The organism is Methanobacterium sp. CWC-01 (assembly GCF_030323845.1).
GTDB classification, from domain to species: Archaea; Methanobacteriota; Methanobacteria; order Methanobacteriales; family Methanobacteriaceae; genus Methanobacterium; species Methanobacterium aridiramus.
Genome location: NZ_CP040735.1, coordinates 434,244 through 452,056 on the forward strand (window position 1 = coordinate 434,244; position 17,813 = coordinate 452,056).

Consider the following 17,813-nt stretch of genomic DNA (forward strand, 5'->3'; position numbering starts at 1 on the left):
TGTGAATAATATAATCCCCTACATTACATTCTTTTGGTTACATTTTTTGTTTGGGATCAGAATTTGGATTGAATCTTGGAATTACTTATGACCTTAATTTCTGGAATAGTGAAATAAAATTTAGAACCTCTTCCTGGTTTAGAATGCATCCATATACGTCCACCGTGTCTTTCCACAACTTTCTTGCAAATAGCCAGTCCCATCCCCGTACCAGGATACTCAGTCCGATGCAGTCTCTGGAAGATCATGAAGATATGATCTGCATATTTGGGATCTATCCCAATACCATTATCTTCCACGATAAAAAGCCATCCTTTATCTTTTTTTTGGGCTGAAATGTGGATTTGGGGGTTATCCCGGCAATGATACTTAATGGCATTACTTATAAGATTCTGGAAAAGTTGTAATAACTGAGAATAATCGGCAATGAGTACTGGTAGAGGATCATAGGTGATCTTTATTCCACCTTCATCCACTGCCACCTTCAAATTCATTAAAACCTGATCCAGGATTCTCTGGCAATCAACCTCCGCCAAATCCTTCTCCCGGGTGGTGAGTCGGGAATAGGTTAAAAGATCCCTAATCATCTTTTGCATCCTAATAGCCCCATCAGATGCGAATTCGATGAATTCATGAGCCTCAGGATCTAACTTGTCTTTATAACGTCGTTCTAAAAGTTGTAAAAAGCTAATTATCATACGTATAGGTTCCTGCAGGTCATGAGAAGCAGTAGAGGCGAATTGTTCCAGGGCAACGTTGGATTCTTTTAATTTTTGATTGAGGTTGCGCAGCTCTTCTTCAGACTTTTTACGATCCGTGATATCTATAATAGATGCTATTCTTTGAGAAGTTCCCGGTATACTTTCTATAGTTAAGTATGCATCACCTAAAGTTCCATCTTTCCTTATAAAACTGAATTCGTAGTTTTTCGGGGCTGATTTGTCCATAGTTCGTCTTAGATGATATTTCATCATCCTTTCCCTGTCTTCTTCCGTAACAAATTCTATCCAGCTTTTTCCCTCAACCTCCTCCAGGGAGAAACCAGTTAGCCTCACGAATTCGGTATTTACGAGGGATAAGGAAGTATCCTCTTCGATAAGTACTGTTGCAGTTCCAGTATTTTCAAATATAGTCCTATATTTAGATTCAGATTTACGCAAAGCTTCTTCCATACGTCGTCGTTGAGTGATATCCTCTACAAATCCTTCAAAATAAATCGGATCTCCCTTATCATCACGAACTACTCTTAAGTTAAGATCAGCAACCCAATTTTCCCCATTTTTCTTGATGAATTCATTCTCGAATTTTACAACACCCTGACTATCCTGGATGATATCCAGTATTTCCCTGCGACGCCCGGGTTCTGTGTAGATCTGATGACCAATTTGATGAACATCATTTATCATTTCTTCTGGTGACTGGTATCCAAACATTTGGGCGAAGGTTAAATTTACATTGAAGAATCTTCCTTCCGGGGTAGACTGGAATATTCCTATTCCGGCGTGCTGGAATATACTACGATACTTCTCCCGGGAATATTTTAATTTTTTTTGAACCTGTTCCCTTTGTTTTATTTCTATTCTAAGCCTTTCATTGGTTTCTTCCAATTGAGAGGTACGTCTTTCCACCAGTTCCTCCAGATGATTTTGATATCTTTTAATTTCTTCTTCGGCATCCTTTTTATCAGTGATGTCTCGAATAGATTCAATGGCGCCTACAACTTTTCCTTTTCTGTTATAAAGTGGAGCGGCTTTGCCCCATAGATAAGTAGGCTTGTCTCTAAGGTTAGGAATGAAAACTTCGGCGGTGATGGATTCATCTCTATGCTGGTAGTGAACATATCTCCCTGCTACCGAGGAGTCGGATAAAAATACCTGATCAATTAAAAGGGGCCTCCTCTGACCGTAAAATGGTATAGCATATTCGTAATCACCTTTACCAAGTATATTTTCTGACTTAACCTCGGTTAAGTCTTCCATGGCCTGATTCCAGGCAATAACATCACCGGCAGAATTAATAACAAAAGTAGCATCGGGAAGAAATTTTATGATATCTGAAAAACGTTCCCCTGAAAAACGTTCCCCCGAATCAAAGAATTCTTCATTAACTTTTTCTTCATAAATTTTTTGGTCAGAATGACCATTAACTGTTGTTTCAGGTTTCCTGTCACCACAATAGATCATCAAATTCCAGCATTTCCTTTTTTTCACATTTTTTTCGAGTGTTATCAATAAAATTGTCAATATGTTAAGAACTATTGCCAACTGTACTCTTGAATTGCCATGATATATACTTTATTGATCTAAAAGATACATTCAAATGTAGGTAATTGGTAATTGTCTCATGGACTGAAAAAAACTATTATCCTTATTTAACACCGGCAGGCCTCGTAGTCCGCTATATTATCCGGTAAATCGGTGGGATAGTCACCAGTCAAACAACCCATACACAATTCATCCTTTTTGATACCAATACACTCCACCAGGGCCTCTGCACTTAAATATCCCAAGGAATCAACTCCCAGGGTTTTCCGGATTTCTTCCACCTTCTTATCCGAGGCAATCAGCTCCTTTTTGGTGGCCATGGCAATGCCATAGTAACAGGGGGAAATGATAGGCGGACATCCTATTCGGAGATGAATTTCTTCCACTCCTGCATCACGAATCACGTCCACCAGGGCTTTGGAAGTGGTTCCCCTGACAATACTGTCATCCACTATTACGATACGTTTACCCTCCAGTTCAGAACGTATGGGGTTCATTTTAAGACGAACTGAGTTCTCTCGTTCTTCCTGGGTGGGCATAATAAAAGTTCGGCCCACGTAACGGTTTTTGATAAGGCCTTCACCGTATGGTAATCCTGACTCCCGTGAATATCCTATGGCGGCAGTGATGGCCGAGTCCGGAACAGGCATAACCACATCAGCCTCCACCGGGTACTGTCGGGCCAGGGATTTCCCAATGTTTAGTCTCACGTTGTAGACTGAACGTCCGTCTAAGATGCTGTCTGGACGGGCAAAATAAACATATTCGAACATGCAATGGGCTCGTGGAATATTCTTATCCCGAGGCATCTGGTAACTCTTAATTTCATCGTTTATAAGTAGTATTTCACCAGGTTCAACATCCCGAACGTAGCTGGCACCTATAGCATCAAAAGCAACTGTTTCTGAGGCCACCAGGGTGGTTTGATTTATTTTCCCCATGGCCAGTGGTTTTATACCAATAGGATCACGAACCACAATCAGATCATCATTTAATAGGATCACCAGAGAGTATGAACCTACAAGTCGTTTTGAAACGTTTTTAACAGACTCCACCATATCCCCGGTATTCCGGTACTCCCCGGTTAAAAGATGGCACAAGACCTCGGAGTCGGTAGTGGAGCAAAATTGAATCCCTTTCTTTTCCAACTCCTGGCGAAGCTCTGGAGAGTTAATTATATCCCCATTGTGGGCCACCGAAATTTTTCCTGAATCAAATTCAGCCACAAAAGGCTGTGAATTTTCTAATAGAGATTTACCCGTGGTAGAGTACCGCACATGCCCTATTCCCACATGACCCTTCAGATCTTCCACATTTCCATTGTTGAAAACATCACAGACCAATCCCATCCCACGATAAGTGCACATTTGATTACCGTTATGGGATGATATGCCTGCAGATTCCTGACCCCGATGCTGCAGGGCGTAGAGTCCGTAATAAATATCTCTAGATACATTTTTCAACTTATTAAGAGAATAAGCACCTACAATACCACATTTATCTTGCACTTCAAGTTCTCCCGATACTATGCGTATTTAACGAATAATGAGAAATAATATGGAAATCTTCATGAAATTTTATTCCTTAAGAAGGTGAAGGCTGAGTTTATCTTCCTCCATTTCTTCCTTAAGATCCTCCAGTTTAGAATCATAAAAAATTAGGACCGTGCGAATAACCTTCAACCACTCGGTTGCTTCTTTTTTGGATGGAGCAGCAATGTACCCCTGACCCATCAGAATATTATCCGGCTTGAATTCGCTGGTGATGAAGATAACCTGTTCTTCTACAGTCAAATCTTCATTAAATTCTTCTTTCCAGAGTTTTTGTATAGGAAAAGTTTCGAAAAGGTTTTTGTTAAGCAGCATGCTGTGTTTGTTTTTTGTATCAGCATATTTCTGTTTTAAAACCTTGAATTCCTCCTTCAGACTTTTTAACTTGGATTCTAAGAGTTCCTGGGAGGATGATAATTCCTGGTTTTGATAAACCAGTTTTTCGTTTAAAAGTAAGAGTTCTTCATTCTCTTTCTGAATTTCTTTGATGGTGTCTTCAGATCGGCGCAGTTTATCCTTAACGTCCTGAAAACGGTTTATGTTGGCAATGGCGATGAGCCCCGAACGAATAATGGCGTTTTTTATCTCCCTACGAATGATGGCTGGATCGATGTATTCCACATCGTGTCCAAAGGGTAGTTTCATGCGTTCTACATGCCCCACCTCTCCCCGGAGGGTTTTCTGGAACTTTTCAGCCAGTTCCCTGCCGGGTGCGTCTACATCAGTAGCTATCAATACTATGTCGGCCCCACCAACTGCCTTTTTGGCAATTTCAGGACTGGTGGTAGGTACAATGGAGGAGATGGTGATGTGGTACTCTGCTCCCAGGGCAATGTTTTGCAGGGCCCGGGAGACGTTTTCCACGTCGGACGCTCCTTCCACAATGATACGCACGTCGATGGGGTTTCTCATGTCCATCTATTTCAACCTGTATCCATTGAGTTTCTTGTTCTGCCAGTTGTAAGTGCGTATTCTGCTGGATCTTCCAAATCCACAGGCAGCACAGTACTTTTTCCTGGCATTGTAAGAGTTTTTACCACACCTACGGCATCGTATGTGGGTTTTTTTGTTACGCTTACCAAATGAGGGTGTACCTTTCATTATTTACCTCCAGTAAAAATTAAATACAATTCGTTTCTATCCAGACAAACCAAAAATCTATCCGGGTGATATGTAGACGATGTTATCGCCTCGAATGAGTACCACTCCTAGACGGGTGGTTGATTCTCCATCTTCTAATTTTTCAGCGTCATTTAAGACCAGATTCATATGCATGTCAAAGCTTTCTAGAACTCCCCTGAATTCACGTCCACCTTTCAATTTAATGAGGACCTGGGAGTTTAGTGATCTACCTAAAACATCCAGTGGTCGGGAAGTGTTAACATTCTTCTGTCCACTCACTATTATCACCTTTCCTTTACCATCATGTAGTTGAGATTTATATTTAAATGTACCGTCACTTAAAAATATTAAGATGAGAGAGAAGAAAAGCTAATGAGGTGTTGTTTATTTGAGAATAAAAAAACGTTACCACCTTAAAAAGAAATACCTCAAAAAGGTAAAGGAAAAACTTGGCATTTACTCTGACCTCCTACCGGCCAATGCACAGATAGAAATGTTAGAGACCGACGTGGAAGACCTTATATTGGTAGATGGCGAACCCTTAATAATGATACTTGACGGAGAACCTTATCCTGCCCTTAAAGGAGTTCTACAACGTTCTTTAGAATCTCATTACGTGGTGGTGGATATGGGTGCTGTGAAATTCGTGGCTAAAGGTGCAGATGTCATGTCCCCCGGTATCGTGGAAGCCGACCCCCAAATACAAGAAGGCGATATAGTGGTCATCATTGAAGAAACCCACAGAAAACCTCTATGTATAGGTCGTGCCCTTATTTCTGGAGACGAGATGGTGAAAAACCAGCAGGGTAAAGCGGTGAAGACACTGCACTATGTGGGGGATAAGATCTGGAATTTAGAAGTTTAACTAAAATTTTAAGTGACTTTCATTTTATTTAAAGAACAGATCTACAGGTATAAACATGGTAAAACTGAGATACTCTTCAGGAAATATCTTATCACCCTATGTACATAAAATAGGCGTGTTAGCCCTTGGTTCACACCTGGAAAACCATGGAGCCGCGTTACCAATAGATACGGACTCAAAAATAGCGGCCTATATTGCACTCCAGGCATCCCTACGGACCGGAACTGCATTTTTAGGGATATTATATGCCGCCACCGAATACAGCTATGTTAAACATGGCGTGCACCTGGAACCCCTGGAACTGGTGGAAAGACAGCTTAAACCCACCCTCCGTACCGCTAAAAAGTGTCTGCAACTGGAAAAAATCATACTAATCAATGGACATGGAGGTAACGTGCCCATAATAGATTATTTGAAAGATGTTGAAGAAGATTTAGGACTCCATATTAGTTTTAACAATCGTATCGTCGAGATTGAAGGTCCGCATGCCGGAACCGGGGAACTGTCCATGGGAGAGTTCCTGGGAATTACGGATCACAAAAGACTGGAAGAACACTGTAACGTGGGAAAGTATCCTGAATTCTGTATGATTGGACTTGAAGAAGCAAGAAAGGCTGATGATGGAATCGATAGAGGGGCAAGAGAGGCGGAGGGGAAATATATCCGGGTAGACCCGGAACTGGGCAAATCTTTACTGGAAGAGGCTATTGGGGATGTGGTTAAAGATATCAAGAGTCTGATTGAAGTTTGAAATACTCTATTATTTTTTTAATTTTAAAATTTATATTTTTTTAAATACTCTAAAAAAAACTATCTTTATCCCCTAAGAGGTTAGTTTAGGTCCTTTTATCCAAAAAATTAATTAATATAGAAATATAGAAATAAACCAGTAGGAGATGATATTCTATGAACTATAAAGGCATTATTCTGATTCTGTTAGTGGTGGTTATATTTTTAGTGGGGGCAGTGGCCTATCTGTGGATAAGCCAACCAGCAGAGAATGCCACATTAAATGTAACCAACAATACCACCAACACCGCTGACAATTCTCAGCAAGTACAGGATAATCAGTCCACTTCGGTTAAAATTTCCGCGGCAAAGGCTAAATCCATTGCAGCAGATTACATGGCTGCCAATCCCGATCAATTCTCCAATACTGAAGCCGGCACTCCCTCTTTAAAAGGAGGCATATACTACGTTCCCGTGGTTGTAACCAAGGAAGGGCAACACTCAGTAGGTACCGTGGTGGCCTATGTTAAAGTAGATGGAGAAACTGGTAGCGTTTTTGGTGTACAGGAAATTTCCATGTACTAAATCCATGGACTAAATCTTCTATTCTTTTTTTTAAAAAAAATCAACATGCCATTGCTGGTAAGTAGCGTAATCAATTTATCCAGTTTTTATTGTCAGATAACCTGTAATCATTTTTGTATGTTCAGCGGTTTTTATGACGAAACTGGTGTTTATACTAATTACCCTTATCTTAAAATTTTTCTTCACATAACTTGCTAAATTATTTACTAAACTTCACCCTATAGTCTATAAGGAGATGTTATCGTGAAAAAGGAAATAGTTTCAGCTATTATGGCTTCGGTTTCTGACGTGGATATGTTGACTAACGACCGTATAGAGGCTCTTACAAAGGGCCATGGTATGTTAAACATCGCTGCAATTTGTACCGCAAACACCATTGCTCAAGAAGTGTTGAGGGGCACTCAATTAAAGCTTACTGATGAAAACGTCCAGTATTTACCCATAGATACCGTTTTAAAGAAAGCTATAGACACAGCGGAGCTAGCTGGAGCTGATCCTGCTAATGCTGCCTTGATAGCTGCAACTTTATGCTATTTTGCCGGATCAAATGCCCAAGCAGGTGTGCCTGCTGGTAACCGAAAATTGGGAGCCATGGCCAGGATGATTGCAGGAGTCGACCGGTGCGGAGTGTTGGCCATTCCCACCGCCAAGGTGAACAACAGGATATCCGGCTATGCTGCAGTAAAGGCATTGTACGATGATATTTTTGATAACAAAGTATCACGCATAGATGGTAGCATCCTTCCACTGGGAGTGGGTGGAGGGCCATTGTACGGTCACGGTGCCCTGGGGGAAGACGTGGCCTTCCCCGAACTGGCCAAGAATGGTGCTGCCTCCGGGACCAGGGGCATGTTGAAAGCCTATGCCAATGTAGGAATGCCACCCAGCCCCATTATGGCCGCGATCTTCGGTGCGGCAGCTATACTGGAGATAGTGCACCCTGATTCAGAAGTGGCAGAAGAGTACGGCGAAATCTTCAAAGCTAACAGCGCCTATTTGGCCGGAATGGGGGCAGTAGAAGCTGCTGGACTACCCGAAAAACTTCACATTAGGGGTACCAGCGAAGAATACGACACCGCCCGCCTGGTCGGTGACCTGGGAGTTATACTCAAAGATATTGGTGGTCCCTCAGTGGTGGGTATGATCGCCTTTGAAGAGATGCTATCTGCATTCGAGGAATCACTGGCGATTGGTGCTGGTTTCTCTGGAGGGCCTTTACAACCTCCACTGGGCCACATGACCGCAGATGCCGTGTTAGCCATGAAAGTTCTAATCGAAAGCAAAGGCGACCTAGAAAAAGCAGCTGATAAAATAAAAGAAATCAAAGAAAACTTCTGGCTCGAACCCGAATTTGCCAAGGTAGCCACTAACACCATTTCCAGAAAAGCTGAACAGGTGAACCGGGGGCCGGTAACGAAAGCCATGATACTAGCCACTGATGGTGCGGTGACCAAGGCAGTCTATGATCGGGCTAAATTTACATATGACCAGCTTAAGAATGGTAATGAACTGGATGAAATAGTGCGCATGCTCGATGATGAAAAGTTAGAGAACGTAGAAAATGCCTGCGGTCATCTATTCAGTCAAATGACTGGTAAAGATATAGTTATAAAAATCACCAGTTACAAGGGATGTGCCCGTAGAAAACCCAACGACTTCCTGATGAAATACTGTGGCTTTGATACCGATGCCAATGTAGAAGTGACAGTTGACGGTGAAAAAGTAGTCTTTGAAGGTTTATCCCATAAGGTGATTCCTGATGCTGTTATTAATAAAAAGCAAGATCTACTAGAGGCCATCCCCTTAGCAGCCGTGCCTGTCGTGGAGTTACAACTATGTGGACACACTATTATCAATATAATAGTGCCAGCGGCTGTGGCTGCTACCCTTACTGACATCCCACCTAAAGATATAGCTGAAAAGGCTGTTACCGGAGCTTACATCTCATCAGCAATCCCGGGAGCAATTCCCAGGGCAGAAGAAGTCGCCAACCGGGCTAGGAAAATAATGTCAGAATTCTAAGTTCTGGTGAATTAAATGCTCCTGATGACCACGGTAGATGATCTGCCAGCTGAAGGCTTGCCTTATATTATCGAAAGAGTTCTGGCAGCTGGAGCTAATAATATACATGTTTTAAATGCGATTACCAAGAAAGGGAGGATAGAATACATAATTTTTGTGGACGTTAATAGAACCCAACTTGATGATATTTCCTCCCTACTTGCTCTTGAGTTTGGGACATTAGGGATTAAAATTATCCATGCTGAACATTTAGCCCTTCCTTACGAAGTGAAGTCCACAAAAGTTAGGTTTAAAGCAGGAAAGGTGCAGTCAGAATCAGAAGTACGTATAAAATATTTAGTACAAAATAAAAGTGAATTGTTGTCCCTTAAAGCAGAATATGAGGACATAAGGACCATTGCCCTTGATCTTGCCTCTAAAGGGATTAAAATATCGCTATCAAAACTGAAAACAATAATAGAAGCGGAAGCTTATAAAAAAATGTTACATGATTCGGATGTGATTGTAGAAGTTACTGATGTAAATCTTGAAATTGAATAACCAATTTCCGCTTTCAGGGTTTATTGTAAAAATCAACGCAAAGGAACAGCATTCGACAAACTACAGAACTAGAATCTGTACAAAGATTAGCCAGCTGAAAATCCCAGCTAAGTTCATTTAGATTCCTATATCACCAAAAATATGACCTTAATTTGATTTTTTTCAAGTCCAGGTTCACATCGGAAATAAGGCCTTTAAAATATCATTTTTAACATTTTGGTATTCGTTAACCACACCGGGACCCATATGGATAATTAAATCACCCTTAACTGCCTTTTGCAGTGCTTGCTTTATGGCCTCCTCTACATCCAGGGTCATGGATTGGTCACTTAGGTTAGCGCCTCTGAGGACTTCTTCTGCGGCATCGGTATCAACCATTTTGGTGGTCTCATTTTTAGCACTGACCATTAAAATATCGGCGTATTCGCCCAGAATTTGTCCAATTTTAAATTTATTACGTATGGTTAGGGTGTCGGGATTATCCAGGGTAACGATAAGCCTGCCCTCAACCTTTAAACTGCTTAAAAGCATCTCGATACTATCTGGATTGTGGGCAGCGTCTAGATATACGTCAACATTATTCACGGTACCAATTTTCTCAAAACGTCCCTTTAGGTTGGTGAAACTTTCCACACAAGCTTTTGCTGTTTCCAGATCATACCCCCAGGCCAGAGTCGTGGCTATGGTGGCCAGGGTATTTTCAATATTAAAGGTGCTAGGAAGACTTATTTTTATATTAGTAGTTTGGTAATCAGTGTATTTTCTTTTGAAATCTCCACATTCACAGCTAATTTCGTTACAGTTTTCACAGATTAGGGTGGGTATTTTGAAAATTTTTACCCTGAATTCTGATCCAAACATGCCCTTATCTTTGATCTGATCCGCTACTAAGTTAAATCTTGTTTTACCAGTGCTTTTGTAAACTTCACCATCGTATTCAATAGTTTTGGGTTGATTAAGCCCATAATAAATGGTTTCATAATCATCCAGATGGGCCTGGCTAAGGATGGGGTCATCACCATTCACCACCAGAATTCCATTTTCATGTAACAGATCTTTGATGGACAAATTTCTTTGAATGTAATCAGAGTAAGAGTCGAATTCTTCCATATGATCGGGAGTCATGTTGGTAACCACCCCCACCGCTATTTCCAGTCCCTCAGTCATCCGGATTGTGCCATGGGGAAGTTCTATAACAGCCAGGTCAAAGTTCTCAGTATCAGATACTATTAATCGGATTAACCCCTCAATAACCAGAGAATCCTGTAGTGATGAGAAAAGAAGCGGATTATATGCCCGGTTAAAACAATGAAAAATCATGTTGGTGGTGGTGGTTTTCCCATCAGTTCCAGCCACTCCCACAATGGGCATCTTTACCAGGGAATTTAGGATACGACCAATATCAGCAGTGTTTATTTCTTTCAGATCCCTATTGTTCTGCTCTTTCCTGATTAAATCGCGAATTAAAGCATTATCAGGAATGTTTGGTGAGATGAAAACTGCCTCAGCCCATTTTATACTTTCATTGGGATCTTCTCCAAGTTCTAAAGTAATTCCACTGGATTCAAGGTTTTCTAACTGATCTTGTGCCTTCTGGGGAAGTTCAGAGTAACTTTTTTGGTCTATTAATCTAATTTCATTTCCCACGTAGTTTAAAAGCTGAGCCGCAGGTCTTCCCGCATTACCTGCACCTACTACCATTATTTTGGTGTCCCTCATCATTTTATCATCTTTAAATTACGAATGTGTTTGTTATAATGCCCTTTTTGAATTCACATTTATTATTTCTTTTGTGTGATTGTTTCTCTTGTGGGTTTCATCTGTGAATTTATGAGTTATATAAACTAACTAATTCCATATTAAGTGACTGTTTGTTCCTGGCATCTTAAAGAAGATATTCATCTTAAACAAAAAAAAATAGCATTCAATCCTAGAAAACTTGTATTGTGAACAACAAAACTTAGTTCGACAGTAGAATATAGGATGTGTAACTATGAAAGATGGGGAACAGAATTCATCGGTTCCTGAACTTTCCTTCAATGCCTTGAAGGTCCTAGAGCGAAGGTATCTTCTGAAAGATGAACTTGGCAAGATTATTGAAACTCCCCAAGAGATGTTCAGACGTGTTGCCAGTTTTATAGCCCATGTGGATCTTCTTTACGATAAAAATACAGATGTAGATAGATTAGAAGAAGATTTTTATCATTTAATGGCTAATTTAGAATTTCTTCCCAACTCTCCCACCCTAATGAACGCCGGCACCTCAATGAATCAGTTATCAGCCTGTTTCGTCCTACCGGTACCTGATTCTGTGGAAGGCATCTTCAACACCCTGAAATATATGGCTCTAATCCATAAATCAGGAGGAGGGGTAGGATTTTCTTTTTCCAATCTAAGGCCACAAGGTGATGTGGTTAGATCAACAAAGGGTATTGCTTCCGGCCCCCTCTCATTCATGCGCATTTTTGACGTGGCCACTGAAGTAATAAAACAAGGTGGCAGGAGGAGAGGTGCAAATATGGCTATAATGAATGTCAACCACCCGGACGTATTGGATTTCATAAAGGCCAAGGAGATGGAAGGTCCACTATCCAATTTCAATCTTTCAGTGGGTGTTGATGATCAGTTCATGCAAGCTGTGAAAGAAGGTGAGCCCTACGACCTGGTGAACCCTAGAAACCAGGAGGTGGTAAAAAGCCTGTCTGCAAGGGAAGTCTTTGATTTCATGGTAGAAATGGCCTGGAAAAGTGGGGACCCCGGGATCATATTTTTAGACCAGATAAACCACACCCATCCTGTATCTCATCTAGGCCGGATCAATGCCACCAATCCCTGTGGGGAACAGCCCCTCCTCGATTATGAGTCCTGCAACTTGGGATCCGTGAATTTGGCCAGAATGGTTAAGGACGGCAAATTCTTGTGGGATAAACTTGATTTTGTGGTTAAAACTGCTGTTCATTTCCTGGATAATGTCATTGATGCCAACCTTTTTCCCTTAAAGGAGATAGAAACCCAGAGTTTAAAAACCAGGAAACTTGGTCTGGGAGTAATGGGGTTTGCCGAGATGCTCATCATGATGGGGATCCCCTACAACACTCCAAAAGCTCTGGAATGGGCCAGGAAAATTATGAGATTCATCAGTAAAAACAGCAGGGAAGCTTCGGCCGGACTTGGAACAAAGAGAGGATCTTTCCCAGCATTTAAGGGGAGTAAATGGCATAAAGAAGGTTTTAATGCCATTAGAAACGCAACTACCACGACTATCGCCCCTGCGGGTACTTTAAGCATAATTGCAGGCGTAAGCAGCGGAATAGAACCTCTCTTCGCGGTTTGTTATATAAGGGAAGTTATGGGGGGTACTCAACTTCTGGAAGTAAACGGGTTATTCGAGAAAATTGCCCGGGAAAGGGGATTCTACACTACAGAGCTTATGATGAAAATAGCTAGAAGGCACTCCCTACAGGGTTTAAACGAAGTCCCCCCTGATATTAAAAACTTATTTGTAACCGCCCATCAGATGGATCCGCAATGGCATGTGGAGATTCAAGCCGCTTTTCAAGAATTTGTAGACAATGGAGTTTCCAAAACAGTCAATCTCCCGGGTGAAGCATCACCCCAGGACGTTAAGGCTGTTTTTCTCTTGGCCCATCAACTTAAATGTAAAGGAATCACGGTTTATCGGTACGGGAGCAGAGAAAAACAAGTTCTAAACATAGGAGCCAATGCAAAAATAATGGGACATAAAATGAAGCATAATTTAGACAATACGATAGTATGAACTCCGAATACTCGGTAGGGTGTCCCTCCAGGTTTAAAGGATTTTAAATAGACTACAAGTGGTCACATAAATAATTCTCATAAATAATCAATTTTCAATCCTTCTGATAAGTCTTCTGCATTCTTTAACCACATTATTTTTTCCAAATGCCATAGATATCCTTTCGATGGCTTCCAGCATCCGGATGAGGCTGTCCAGCCAGCTGAAGATGTCTCCGGCATAGGCATGTATTTCAAAGTTACGCAAGAGTTTACGGCTTATATCCGCCGGGTCTTCCTTATTCAAGCGCTGCCTGACGATTCTCCGGGACAGTTCTCGTTGGAAACAACCACAAAATGGTCGTTCCTTACATTTACAAGAAAAAAACTCCATCTGCATATTCAGGATACGCTCCCGGAAGTTAGGTTCCAGTTTGACCAGTGTATCTCCAGAAGATATGATGTCCAGGGTGGAATCCGCGAATAACCGGGATGACATGTTTATCTTAAGAACCCGGCCTAGTTTATTAGTTATCCGACTTGAGAGGTATGCGCTCTCAAATGGTTCTAACTTCAGGGCTATTTCCAATGGTCTGGTCTTTTTGAACTTCCCCTGGATGTAAAGAGCATCATGATAGTTGAGAAATGACATGGAAACCGCCCTACCATAGGCGGTAGGTGACACTTGACCCTTTTTATCTTTTATTAATCTCTGGTCCAGTAGAATATCCCAGACCGTAGCCATTGCCAGGGGAATTTCATCTTTTTCATATCCTTTAGAGATTTCAGAAATCTTGGAAGGCCCCCTGGCACAAACATCAGCTAGCACCTGTTCCACCAATCCAGCTTCGCTGTACTGGACGTGAATGGATTCTACACCACTATCTAAGAGAGTTATTGCCATTTTTTCCTCGTTATCCTCCCCATATTTTCTCCCTACTTCGGGTATGAGGTAGACCTTGCCCTGGTCGTGGTAGCTGGGACGACCAGCCCGACCCATCATCTGGGAAAATTCGTTGGGAGTCAGCATCTCCCGACCCATATTGAGACTCTCGAATATGACCTGGGACGCAGGGAAATCAACTCCAGCAGCCAGAGCAGCGGTGGTGACCACCGTAGATATTTTTTGATCCCCAAATTCTTTTTCTATTCTATTTTTTTTAGAATAAGAGAGTCCAGCATGGTAAGCTGCGGCCTTAATTCCTCTTTTAACCAAGTAATCTGCTATCAGATGAGTTTTTCGCCGGGAGTTGGTGAATATTATGCTTTGACCGTGGAATCCTTTCTTGGAACGGTTCTGAAATTCTGATCTGGTTAGTTGGGTCATCCAATGGTTCTTATCCTCCTCGGTGCGGGCGAATATTAGATGTCTTTCCAGGGGAACCGGCCGTTTAGAGTATTCCACCAGTTTCATTCCAAATTTATAGGCAATTTCCCGGTTGTTACCCACCGTGGCTGAGAGGCCAATTATCTGAAGATTTGGAAACAGAAAGCGAAGCCTCTGTATAAGTCCCTTAAGGCGGGGGCCACGATCCTCATCTCCCAGCATGTGGATCTCATCTACTACCACCGTAGACAGATTGCCCAGCTCAGATGCCCGGCCAGCCCGTAAAAGAAAATCCAGACCCTCATAGGTTCCCACTATGATATCAGAATCTTCCACTTTACCTTCCGGTAAAGATAATTCTTCACGTGCCTTGATACGACTCATACCCACCCTGATAGACACTCTTAGGCCCAGATTCCCGTATCTTTTCCGGAAATCCCGATACTTCTGGTTGGCTAACGCTACCAGGGGAGAGAGGTACAGGAACTTTCCCCCCTTCATGGCTCTAGGTATGCCGGCCAACTCCCCGATTAGTGTTTTTCCGCTGGCTGTGGCCGAGACCACCAGCAGGTTTTCTCCTGCTAGAAGTCCGGCATTGACTGCCAGGACCTGGACCGGGAGAAGATGAGTGCCCTGTTTTTTTAAGATGGCCTTAAAATTATCGGGAATATCCAGCTGATCCATACTCACTTTAAGATTTTTTCCATCCCCACTCCCGGCTATCCGGTCATAGAGGGTGAGCTTACGTTCCTCCAGGGGGTTGAATCTGGGGTCAAACATTTTAAGAACCTTCTCCAGATCCCCGGTGCGGTAGAGAATCCTACGGAAGGTGGGAAACATCTTTAAATCAAAGGAATGATTCTTCAGCTCCCTTTTTATCTCTTCCTCGGCACAAATAAGGCAGATATTATCCTTATGGTAACGATAGGATTTTTCACGTTCCAGTAAGGTTATGTGGCCGGTGAAGGTGCAGTGCCGGCATATGCTGGTCTTTCGGTATTTTAGGTGTAAAGATTCCATTAACTCCTCAACTTCCGGGTCATCTCCCACCAGAAAAACGTTCTGTTTTCTAAGGATTTTTACTGCCTCGGAGGGAGGTAAAATCATTTCCTTATCTTTCTGTACCACGAAACGGTGAATCTTCAACTGGCCTTTAACCCGCCGAAGTTTTAAATATGCATAAAATAAGGGTTGGCGTCTTTGGTTTAAGGCACCCTTAGAACTTCCTATTGGGAAAAGTTCCACAATCCTATTTTTTTTCCGCAGGATTATCATAGTCTTCATCAAAAAAATAATAATCAGTAGGGGTCGGGACAACCCCTATTTCTAACTTTTATCTTTAGTGGTTGTATATCAGTTGACCTTCGTGGTTAATTCACATTAGTTAATATCATCTTCCTGGACCTTTCTTTTTTCCAGTAATTCTACAGCCTGATCCCTTAGTTTAAACTTCTGAATTTTACCACTGGCAGTTAATGGGAATTCATCCACAAAAAAAACATGTTTAGGAACCTTATACCTGGCTATTTTCGTCAGGGCGAAATCTCGCACATCTTCCTCGGTTAAATCCGCTCCATCAGCCAGGATGATGAAAGCACCAACGATCTCACCATACTTATCATCAGGGATACCGACGACTTGTACATCGAGAATACCTGGCATGGTGTACAAAAATTCCTCTATCTCCCGGGGGTAGATGTTTTCTCCACCACGGATTATCATGTCTTTGATGCGGCCCACTATGGAGTAGTAACCTTCTTCATCCACAGTGGCCAGGTCACCACTATGCAGCCATCCATCTTCATCAATAACTTCTCGGGTCTTTTCAGGCATTTTGTAGTAGCCTTTCATAACATTGTAACCTTTACAGCAAATCTCACCGGTTTCGTTAGGTCCCAGGGTTTTCCCGGTCTCAGGGTCCACAATCTTAACCTCACATTCCGGAAGGGCCTTGCCTACTGTCTCCACTCGTTTATCGAATGGTTCATTGGTACTGGTCTGGGTGAATCCGGGTGAACCTTCGGTGAGCCCGTAAACACTGGTCACCTCGGTCATGTGCATGTCGTTGACCACCTTCTTCATGGCCTCGATGGGTGGAGTGGAACCAGCCATGATACCAGTGCGCAGACTGGAAAGATCGAACATATCAAACATGGGGTGACTGTACTCGGCTATAAACATGGTTGGGACACCATATAGGGCTGTGCACCGTTCTTTTTGGACTGCAGCCAGTACTAACAGTGGGTCGAAAACTTCCACCATCACGTTGGTGGATCCATGGGTTAAGGTGGCCATAATTCCCAGCACGATACCGAAACAGTGGAATAAAGGAACAGTGATACATAGTCTGTCCTTTCCTGTGAATTTCTGACGTTCCCCAATGTAATAACCATTATTAAGGATGTTAATATGTGATAACATTACCCCCTTGGGGAATCCAGTGGTTCCAGATGTATATTGCATGTTAATGACTTCATCACCATCTAAACTCTCCTTTATACCTACGAATTCCTCATCAGGAGTATGTTTTCCAAGCAACATTAACTCAGGTGTATTGTACATACCACGATGTTTCTCAGGACCTATATAAATGACACTTTTTAGGTAAGGGAACTTCTCACTTTTTAATTCCCCTCGTTCCTGGGTTCTCAGCTCAGGAACCAGTTCATAAACGGTTTGAACATAGTCAATATCTCTGAAGCCGTCTATTATGGCCAATGCTTTCATATCAGACTGTTCCATCACGTAGGCAAGTTCATGACTGCGGTAGGCGGTGTTAACGGTTACCAGGACCACCCCAATTTTGGCGGTGGCAAACATAAAAGTAAGCCAGTCCGGTACGTTAAGGGCCCATATACCCACATGATCGCCCTTTTTAATCCCAATGGACAATAACCCTTTAGCCAGAAGGTTTACTCGATCATCAAATTCTTTATAACTTAATCGTAGATCTCGGTCAGGATAGACCATAAAGTCTCTATCGGGGTGTTCTTCAGCCCCCTTTTCCAGGAAATATCCTATGGTATCTTCAGTGAAAAGCATCATGACACCTT

At 42.2% G+C, this 17,813-nt stretch carries 14 protein-coding genes; 6 read left to right on the forward strand and 8 right to left on the reverse strand.

Annotated features, from left to right (window positions below):
- Nucleotides 1–56 precede the first annotated feature (56 nt).
- The 5 genes from FGU46_RS02220 to FGU46_RS02240 all read right to left on the reverse strand — a co-directional run bounded on the left by FGU46_RS02220 (nucleotide 57) and on the right by FGU46_RS02240 (nucleotide 5,215).
- On the reverse strand, nucleotides 57–2,210 hold the full coding sequence (locus FGU46_RS02220) for a PAS domain-containing sensor histidine kinase (protein WP_286476088.1): 2,154 nt from the start codon (nucleotides 2,208–2,210) through the stop codon (nucleotides 57–59).
- 161 nt (nucleotides 2,211–2,371) lie between these two features.
- Nucleotides 2,372–3,772, reverse strand: coding sequence for an amidophosphoribosyltransferase (purF, locus tag FGU46_RS02225; protein WP_286476090.1), 1,401 nt, complete (start codon nucleotides 3,770–3,772; stop codon nucleotides 2,372–2,374).
- 69 nt (nucleotides 3,773–3,841) lie between these two features.
- Nucleotides 3,842–4,732, reverse strand: coding sequence for a toprim domain-containing protein (locus tag FGU46_RS02230; protein WP_286476092.1), 891 nt, complete (start codon nucleotides 4,730–4,732; stop codon nucleotides 3,842–3,844).
- Entirely contained in the window at nucleotides 4,733–4,915 is a 183-nt protein-coding gene (locus FGU46_RS02235) for a 50S ribosomal protein L37e (RefSeq protein WP_286476094.1), read from the reverse strand.
- Nucleotides 4,916–4,972: 57 nt separating this feature from the next.
- The gene (locus tag FGU46_RS02240) at nucleotides 4,973–5,215 is read right to left on the reverse strand and encodes an LSm family protein (RefSeq protein ID WP_286476096.1); all 243 of its coding nucleotides are present in this window, start codon (nucleotides 5,213–5,215) and stop codon (nucleotides 4,973–4,975) included.
- Between the two features lie 109 nt (nucleotides 5,216–5,324).
- Here FGU46_RS02240 and FGU46_RS02245 point away from each other — a divergent pair, with 109 nt between their 5' ends.
- The 5 genes from FGU46_RS02245 (at nucleotide 5,325) to larC2 (ending at nucleotide 9,677) form a co-directional block, all read left to right on the forward strand.
- Nucleotides 5,325–5,801: an RNA-binding protein gene (locus FGU46_RS02245; protein WP_286476099.1), complete on the forward strand. Its 477-nt coding sequence runs from the start codon at nucleotides 5,325–5,327 to the stop codon at nucleotides 5,799–5,801.
- A 55-nt stretch (nucleotides 5,802–5,856) separates the two neighbouring features.
- A complete protein-coding gene (arfB, locus tag FGU46_RS02250; protein WP_286476101.1) occupies nucleotides 5,857–6,552 on the forward strand; it encodes a 2-amino-5-formylamino-6-ribosylaminopyrimidin-4(3H)-one 5'-monophosphate deformylase in 696 nt (231 codons plus the stop codon).
- Between the two features lie 155 nt (nucleotides 6,553–6,707).
- On the forward strand, nucleotides 6,708–7,115 hold the full coding sequence (locus FGU46_RS02255; RefSeq protein WP_286476103.1) for a hypothetical protein: 408 nt from the start codon (nucleotides 6,708–6,710) through the stop codon (nucleotides 7,113–7,115).
- Nucleotides 7,116–7,358: 243 nt separating this feature from the next.
- The gene (locus FGU46_RS02260) at nucleotides 7,359–9,137 is read left to right on the forward strand and encodes a hypothetical protein (protein WP_286476105.1); all 1,779 of its coding nucleotides are present in this window, start codon (nucleotides 7,359–7,361) and stop codon (nucleotides 9,135–9,137) included.
- 15 nt (nucleotides 9,138–9,152) lie between these two features.
- Nucleotides 9,153–9,677 (forward strand): nickel pincer cofactor biosynthesis protein LarC2, encoded by a 525-nt coding sequence (gene larC2, locus FGU46_RS02265; protein ID WP_286476107.1) that lies wholly within the window; start codon nucleotides 9,153–9,155, stop codon nucleotides 9,675–9,677.
- A 174-nt stretch (nucleotides 9,678–9,851) separates the two neighbouring features.
- On the opposite strand, the gene FGU46_RS02270 is transcribed toward larC2, so the two are convergent.
- Nucleotides 9,852–11,399, reverse strand: a complete 1,548-nt coding sequence (locus FGU46_RS02270; protein WP_286476109.1) for a Mur ligase family protein — start codon at nucleotides 11,397–11,399, stop codon at nucleotides 9,852–9,854.
- A 271-nt stretch (nucleotides 11,400–11,670) separates the two neighbouring features.
- Between FGU46_RS02270 and FGU46_RS02275 the strand changes: the two genes are divergently transcribed.
- Nucleotides 11,671–13,455 carry an adenosylcobalamin-dependent ribonucleoside-diphosphate reductase gene (locus FGU46_RS02275; protein ID WP_286476111.1) on the forward strand — a complete coding sequence of 595 codons (1,785 nt, stop codon included), beginning with the start codon at nucleotides 11,671–11,673 and terminating at the stop codon, nucleotides 13,453–13,455.
- Nucleotides 13,456–13,542: 87 nt separating this feature from the next.
- Here FGU46_RS02275 and FGU46_RS02280 read toward each other — a convergent pair whose 3' ends face one another.
- Together FGU46_RS02280 and FGU46_RS02285 are read right to left on the reverse strand one after the other, a co-directional pair.
- A complete protein-coding gene (locus tag FGU46_RS02280) occupies nucleotides 13,543–16,035 on the reverse strand; it encodes a DEAD/DEAH box helicase (RefSeq protein ID WP_286478488.1) in 2,493 nt (830 codons plus the stop codon).
- Between the two features lie 105 nt (nucleotides 16,036–16,140).
- Complete coding sequence (locus FGU46_RS02285) at nucleotides 16,141–17,802, reverse strand: AMP-binding protein (protein WP_286478490.1); 1,662 nt, start codon at nucleotides 17,800–17,802, stop codon at nucleotides 16,141–16,143.
- Nucleotides 17,803–17,813: the final 11 nt, after the last annotated feature.

Excerpts from the sequence above, each read along its gene's own strand:
- FGU46_RS02230 (WP_286476092.1), bottom strand. The coding sequence starts at position 4,732 with ATGGACATGAGAAACCCCATCGACGTGCGTATCATTGTGGAAGGAGCG.
- FGU46_RS02235 (WP_286476094.1), bottom strand. The coding sequence starts at position 4,915 with ATGAAAGGTACACCCTCATTTGGTAAGCGTAACAAAAAAACCCACATA.
- arfB (WP_286476101.1), top strand. The coding sequence starts at position 5,857 with ATGGTAAAACTGAGATACTCTTCAGGAAATATCTTATCACCCTATGTA.
- FGU46_RS02255 (WP_286476103.1), top strand. The coding sequence starts at position 6,708 with ATGAACTATAAAGGCATTATTCTGATTCTGTTAGTGGTGGTTATATTT.
- larC2 (WP_286476107.1), top strand. The coding sequence starts at position 9,153 with ATGCTCCTGATGACCACGGTAGATGATCTGCCAGCTGAAGGCTTGCCT.
- FGU46_RS02270 (WP_286476109.1), bottom strand. The coding sequence starts at position 11,399 with ATGATGAGGGACACCAAAATAATGGTAGTAGGTGCAGGTAATGCGGGA.
- FGU46_RS02275 (WP_286476111.1), top strand. The coding sequence starts at position 11,671 with ATGAAAGATGGGGAACAGAATTCATCGGTTCCTGAACTTTCCTTCAAT.
- FGU46_RS02280 (WP_286478488.1), bottom strand. The coding sequence starts at position 16,035 with ATGATAATCCTGCGGAAAAAAAATAGGATTGTGGAACTTTTCCCAATA.
- FGU46_RS02285 (WP_286478490.1), bottom strand. The coding sequence starts at position 17,802 with ATGCTTTTCACTGAAGATACCATAGGATATTTCCTGGAAAAGGGGGCT.